This window comes from Tunicatimonas sp. (assembly GCF_049647865.1).
Taxonomy (GTDB): domain Bacteria; phylum Bacteroidota; class Bacteroidia; order Cytophagales; family Cyclobacteriaceae; genus Tunicatimonas.
Window position 1 is genome coordinate 1 of record NZ_JBARYM010000146.1, and the last position, 6166, is coordinate 6166.

General features: G+C 46.5%; 5 protein-coding genes. All 5 read right to left on the bottom strand.

Annotation, left to right across the window (positions count from 1 at the left end; translation table 11 throughout):
* The coding region (locus tag WBA23_RS04570; protein ID WP_424581066.1) for a DNA/RNA non-specific endonuclease at positions 1–470 on the bottom strand (470 nt) is incomplete at its 3' end.
* 5 nt (positions 471–475) lie between these two features.
* Positions 476–1276 carry an alpha/beta hydrolase family protein gene (locus tag WBA23_RS04575; RefSeq protein WP_424581067.1) on the bottom strand — a complete coding sequence of 267 codons (801 nt, stop codon included), beginning with the start codon at positions 1274–1276 and terminating at the stop codon, positions 476–478.
* Positions 1277–1346: 70 nt separating this feature from the next.
* Positions 1347–4739: a preprotein translocase subunit SecA gene (secA, locus tag WBA23_RS04580; protein WP_424581068.1), complete on the bottom strand. Its 3393-nt coding sequence runs from the start codon at positions 4737–4739 to the stop codon at positions 1347–1349.
* Positions 4740–4891: 152 nt separating this feature from the next.
* The gene (dapF, locus tag WBA23_RS04585) at positions 4892–5677 is read right to left on the bottom strand and encodes a diaminopimelate epimerase (RefSeq protein WP_424581069.1); all 786 of its coding nucleotides are present in this window, start codon (positions 5675–5677) and stop codon (positions 4892–4894) included.
* Between the two features lie 234 nt (positions 5678–5911).
* The coding region (locus WBA23_RS04590) for a hypothetical protein (RefSeq protein ID WP_424581071.1) at positions 5912–6166 on the bottom strand (255 nt) is incomplete at its 5' end.

Sequence of the window (6166 nt, forward strand, 5' to 3'; positions counted from 1 at the left end):
CGGTTAAACTTACGGTTCTGCGGACTCATATTTGACATGAAAAAGCTTTCGCTCATCGCTTCTTCCGAAAAACCCATATCTCCCGCGGGGGCTAGGTGTCCCCGGTCGTAGCCGGAGCGTCGGTAGTCGCCTAAGGAGGCTGATCCCGTAACTACCAAAGGATCTTCTCGGAAATCATCAGTACGGTCGGCAACGTTAGATCGCACTTCGGCTTCAGTAAGTTCGTAAGCTACCCACTCGGCTTGCTCATGTTCTTCTACGTAAGACAGCGCGTAGTGCTGATGCTGAATCAAATAGCCATTATGGATAGCGGGAAAGTAATTGAAGTCAGCAATTTCTGGTACTGTAACTTCCTGCTTCTGATCTTTACAGTACATCAGTAGTAGGATAATTCCTGCTACTACCAGCATAGTAATGAATAAAGCACGGCGAGTACTCGAGGAACGATGTTGATTGGAATAGTTAGCCATTGGTTTTATGAAGGGAGGTGCTCCCGCGTATGCTTGAGAATGAACTGAATAATTGGCCGAGGGTTAGGCAACCCATGCACATGCCCCTCCCCTTTTTTAATGATCGCTTTAACTTTGCCGCCCAATTTTTCGTACTGTTCTACCATAATCTGGGCGTTCTCCGAATAGGGCACCACTTGGTCATCATCGCCTGAAACCACCAGTAGTGGAATTTCTTTTTCAACCAGCGGCTCTACTTTATTAATCGGGTTTTGGTTGTACTCTTTGGCCTCTTCTTCAGTAAAATTATAGGCTGCCAAACACTTTTGCCAATCTTCTTTGCTACCCATACCGTCGGCTAATCCGCCCGGCCAACTTTTTATATCGCAAACCGGAGCATCTACGTAAATGCAAGCGACCTTCTCCGCATTTTCGGCTGCCCAGTTAAACACTGATAAACCACCCCGACTCATTCCTTCCAAGGCTACTTTGTTAGCAAACAGATAGCGGGAGTTAAGCAATTCGTAAAATTCGTTCCAGAGTTGTACTGCCGCCGGGCTACCATAAAGGTCAGCCACATCAATATACGCCACGTAAAAGCCTCGTTCCAGCAAAGCCAGATCTACTTCCGGATGATGACCGAAAAAGCGGGCCCGCCACAGCCAAGGGTTACCCTCAGCAGCTTTATTAGGAACAACCACCCGGCACTGCCGCTCCTGAAACAGAAAGGAATACATGGTATATCCATGAAAAGAACCCATCTCTCCAGCGATCAGCCCATCGGGCACAAACCGGTCTGACTGCTGAATAGGAGTGCACTGTAGCAAAACTATTGACAGCAATAAGACAACAATACGGCTATGTTGCTTATACGATAATAGTGTAGACAAATGGCAATTAATCATTCTCTACGATAACGCAAAGGTTATTGCGAATATCGTCTTCGACATTTTTAAATTTTACATCTTTTACGACCCTTCCGTCACTATATTGTACATTCACTCGCTGATTTCGCCCCGCAATCTTCTGAGTCTTGGCTGGTTTCACCGGTTCGGCCGGGGGACGGTTAGCGGCTGGTTGACGGCCACCGGATTGCCGGCCACCGGATTGTTGGCCTAATATAGAGCCGGATTCTTCCTTCGAAGCTTTTACTCCTTGCTCTGGTCGCCGAACAGGTCGACGAGCTTCTTGTACTTCGTCGGGTTGCTGAACTGGAAGATTGGCTTTCATTAGGAAGGAGATTGTTTCTTCATTTACCTTCGCTAAAAACTGCTTAAAGAGTTCAAATCCTTCAAACTTATAGATGATGAGCGGATCTTTCTGCTCGTATACAGCATTTTGCACCGATTGCTTTAGGTCATCCATTTCTCGTAGGTGCTCCTTCCAGTTTTGATCAATCAAGGCTAACACAATAGACTTCTCCATTGATTGAACCAGATCTTCACATTCGGTTTCTATACTCTTCTTTAAGTTAGCCGATACGGTAAGCTGCATTTTTCCATCGGTGAACGGTACCAGAATATTTTCTACCGTAGCTCCTTTGGTGTCGTATACATTTTTGATTACTGGGAAGGCCCGTTGAGCTAATTGTTTGTTCTTACGCTGGTAATTCTCGTAAGCAAAATTATACAGTTCATCGGCAAGGTTGGCTTCGTTCACACTCGTGAAGTGATCCTGATCAATGGGGTGATCGATGCCTAGCGTACCGAGTACGGTGAGTTTATAACTTTCGTAATTACCCACACCTTTGGTGCTCATCACAATATCTTCGCAGGTATCGTAGAGCATATTCATAATATCCAACTGAAGGCGTTCTCCGAACAGCGCGTGGCGACGACGTTTGTAAATCACTTCGCGCTGCTGGTTCATTACGTTGTCGTACTCTAGCAATCGCTTACGGATAGCAAAGTTGTTTTGCTCCACCTTGCTCTGGGCTCGCTCAATAGAGCTGGTCACCATCGAGTGTTGAATTACTTCGCCCTCTTCCAGTCCCATCCGGTCCATCAGTTTGGCAATTCGGTCGGAGCCGAACAAGCGCATTAGATTATCTTCTAGCGAGACGAAGAATTGGGAAGAACCCGGATCACCCTGCCGACCGGAACGCCCACGTAACTGTCGGTCTACCCGCCGCGATTCGTGCCTTTCGGTACCTACAATTGCCAGTCCACCGGCTTCTTTAGACTCGGGGGCAAGTTTAATGTCAGTACCCCGACCCGCCATATTGGTGGCAATAGTTACCGTACCCGGCTTTCCGGCATTAGTAATCACCTCGGCTTCGCGTTGGTGCTGCTTGGCGTTAAGCACTTGATGATCAATTCCTTTCATCTTCAGCATTCGGCTCAAGATTTCCGAGATTTCTACCGAAGTAGTACCTACTAGCACCGGGCGACCCTTTTCAGTCATTTCTTTAATCTCATCGCCTACTGCGTTAAATTTCTCTCGAACCGTTTTAAAGACTTTATCTTGCCGGTCATCCCGAACAATGGGTTTATTGGTTGGGATAACCACCACATCTAGCTTGTAGATGTCCATAAACTCTCCGGCTTCCGTTTCAGCCGTACCGGTCATACCGGCCAGCTTGTGGTACATCCGGAAGTAGTTTTGCAACGTGATTGTCGCGTAGGTTTGAGTGGCTTCCTCTACCTTTACGTTTTCTTTCGCTTCAATCGCTTGGTGCAATCCATCGGAGTAACGGCGACCATCCATCACTCGACCGGTTTGCTCATCAACAATTTTTACTTTGCCGTCGGCGATGATGTATTCCTGATCCAGCTCAAACATGGCGTACGCCTTCAGCAGTTGGTTTACCGTATGAATGCGCTGCGATTTGACTGAATATTCTTTAATAAGCTCATCTTTCTTTTCCACCTTCTCCTCATCAGGCATAGATTCATCCTTCTCGAGCTGATCAATTTCAGTGCCGATGTCCGGCATGATAAAGAACTGCGGATCTTCTCCCTGTTTGGTGATCTGTTCCAACCCTTTCTCAGTCAGGTTGATATTATTCGTTTTCTCTTCTATAGTGAAGAATAGCGGCTCATCCGCTTCCGGCATGGCCTTTTGGTTATCCTGCAAATAGAAGTTCTCGGTTTTCTGTAAGACTTGCCGTACTCCGGTTTCACTCAGGTAGCGAATAACCGGTTTATGCTTGGGCAGCCCCCGGTAGGCCCGAAATAGAGAGACACCACCTTCCTGCGTATTACCTTCCTTAATTTTCTTCTTGGCATCTTGCAGAAATTCGTTAACAATCTTTTTCTGCATCTCGTAGAGTTTGCCCACCCGCGGTTTAAACTCATAGAATTCGTGCTCATCCCCCTTCGGAATTGGGCCGGAGATAATCAGGGGCGTTCGGGCCTCATCAACAAGTACCGAGTCTACTTCATCCACCATTGCAAAATGGTGGCCAGGTTGTACCATGTCTTCCGGATCGCGCGCCATATTGTCGCGGAGATAGTCAAAGCCGAACTCGTTATTGGTACCGTACGTAATATCGCAAGCGTAGGCAGCGCGCCGTTCATCCGAATTAGGCTGATGACGATCGATACAGTCTACCGATAGCTGGTGGAAGCGGAAAAGCGGAGCCATCCACTCAGCATCACGCTTAGCCAGATAATCATTTACCGTTACAATATGTACGCCTCGCTTGGCCAGCGCATTTAAGAAAGCGGGTAAGGTAGCTACTAGGGTTTTACCTTCTCCGGTTGCCATCTCAGCAATTTTACCCTGGTGCAGTACAATGCCACCAATGAGCTGCACATCGTAGTGCATCATGTCCCAAACAATGGGTGTTCCGGCGGCATCCCACTGATGGTCCCAAGTAGCCTGCTCGCCTTCAATAACAATATTGGGGTACTGAGCAGCTAACTGCTTGTCGTAGAGCGTAGCGGTTACTACTAATTTCTTGTTCTCCTTGAGGCGGCGGGCGGTTTCTTTCACTACCGCAAACGCCAGCGGTAGCACCTCCATTAGTATCTCTTCCAAACGTTCATTTCTGTCTTCCTCCAGTTGATCAACCCTTGCGAAGACATCTTCTTTCTCCTGCATATCCATATCGGGCGTATCCTGCACTCGCTGGTTGAGTTCGCCAATCTCCTTATCAATATCGGCTAGGCCTTCGTTGATATGCTGACGTAGTTCTTCCGATTTGGCCCGTAGTTCATCGTCGCTAATGGATGCCAGTTGGGCAAACTCCTGGTTCGTTTGCTCTACTAGTGGCATAATAGTTTTAATATCCCGATCTGATTTAGACCCGAACAGTTTAGCTAATCCTTTCGTAAGCGCATCAATCATGAGCTAAATATTCTTTAGTTAAAATTCTTTTAGCATTTAGTCCCCGGACGACAGTCTACAAGAGATAAACGACTCGAGTATAAATTCTCAGCAAAGAAAGTCAATCTCTGCGGACTGTGGACTATTAACCGTGGACTAATAATAAACCTCATTTAGACAAAAACAGTGCCCTCGAACACCATAACGGCAGGGCCTGTCATAAAGACTTGCGTAAAGCCTCCGCTTTCCTCGCGCTCAAACGCAATCGTTATTCGTCCTCCCTTGGCCTGCACCGTAATAGGACTCGCCAGATTATCTGCGTGAGCCAACGCTAGTGCGACTGCCGTAATGCCTGTACCCGACGATAGTGTTTCATTTTCTACCCCTCGCTCGTAGATTCGCATCTGAACCCGATCGTCTACTGATTGGGCGAAGTTAGCGTTAGTACCTTCCGGCATAAAGCGATCATCGTAGCGAAGCTTTTTTCCTTCGGTAATCACATCGTAGTCTGACAGTAACTGCTCTTCGGGCAAAACCCTGACAAAGTGGCGGGTTCCGGTATCTAGAAAGTACCCATCGTCGTACGAATCTATCTGAGAAACATCCGATAAGTTCATGGTAACCTGCTCGCCTTCTATTTTAGCCGTATGTACACCATCGTGGGCCTGAAAGGTAGTTTCAGCTTTGATAATACCCAGGTAATTTGCCAAATGTACGGCACAGCGAGCACCATTGCCACACATGGCTACCGAGCCATCGGCGTTATGGTAGACCATTTCATAGTCGTAAGTAGCGTGCTGATTCAGTAGAATGATTCCGTCTCCGCCTACTCCAAACCGACGGTCGCACAAGCGAGAGATAAGTGCAGTATCTTCGCTCGGAAACACTCGGTCCCGATTATCAAAAATCACAAAGTCATTTCCGGCCCCTTGGTACTTATAAAAATGAAGCGAATCCATGCAGCAATAATTAGAATGCCAAGATACAAAAATTACCTACGGCTAATAAGGTAAGCTGGGAAATTTGGAATTGAGCAGCGAGTAAGAGATGAAACAAGGCTATATGCTATATGAGTTGTGTAACCGAGCGATAATGTTCCTCCGAAATTTTGTAACCCCTCTTTTTTACCTAACCATCATTTTAAAACCACTTTTATTTAAAGAAGTTCGGTGAGTAAAATATTCCTTTGGCACCTATCTCAGTAACTTATTCAAGCCTTCGGCCTCAAATAGTATTTTGCCGATTTTAATGGTAGACCAGCCTTCTAACAAGCGATACGTAAAGTGTGGAATTCCTTCTTCCAGTTGGCACTCGATATAACACCGCTTGATGTGATTTTTACTATTATCAATTTGGTTTTCTAAATGCAGCAGATGCGTAGAAATGAAAAATAGTGAGCCGGTAAACTTAAACAAACTAGTAACAGTGGTCAGCGTAATCTCCTGAGC

Coding starts and splice junctions, on each gene's coding strand:
- secA (WP_424581068.1), bottom strand. CDS start 4,739: ATGATTGATGCGCTTACGAAAGGATTAGCTAAACTGTTCGGGTCTAAA.
- dapF (WP_424581069.1), bottom strand. CDS start 5,677: ATGGATTCGCTTCATTTTTATAAGTACCAAGGGGCCGGAAATGACTTT.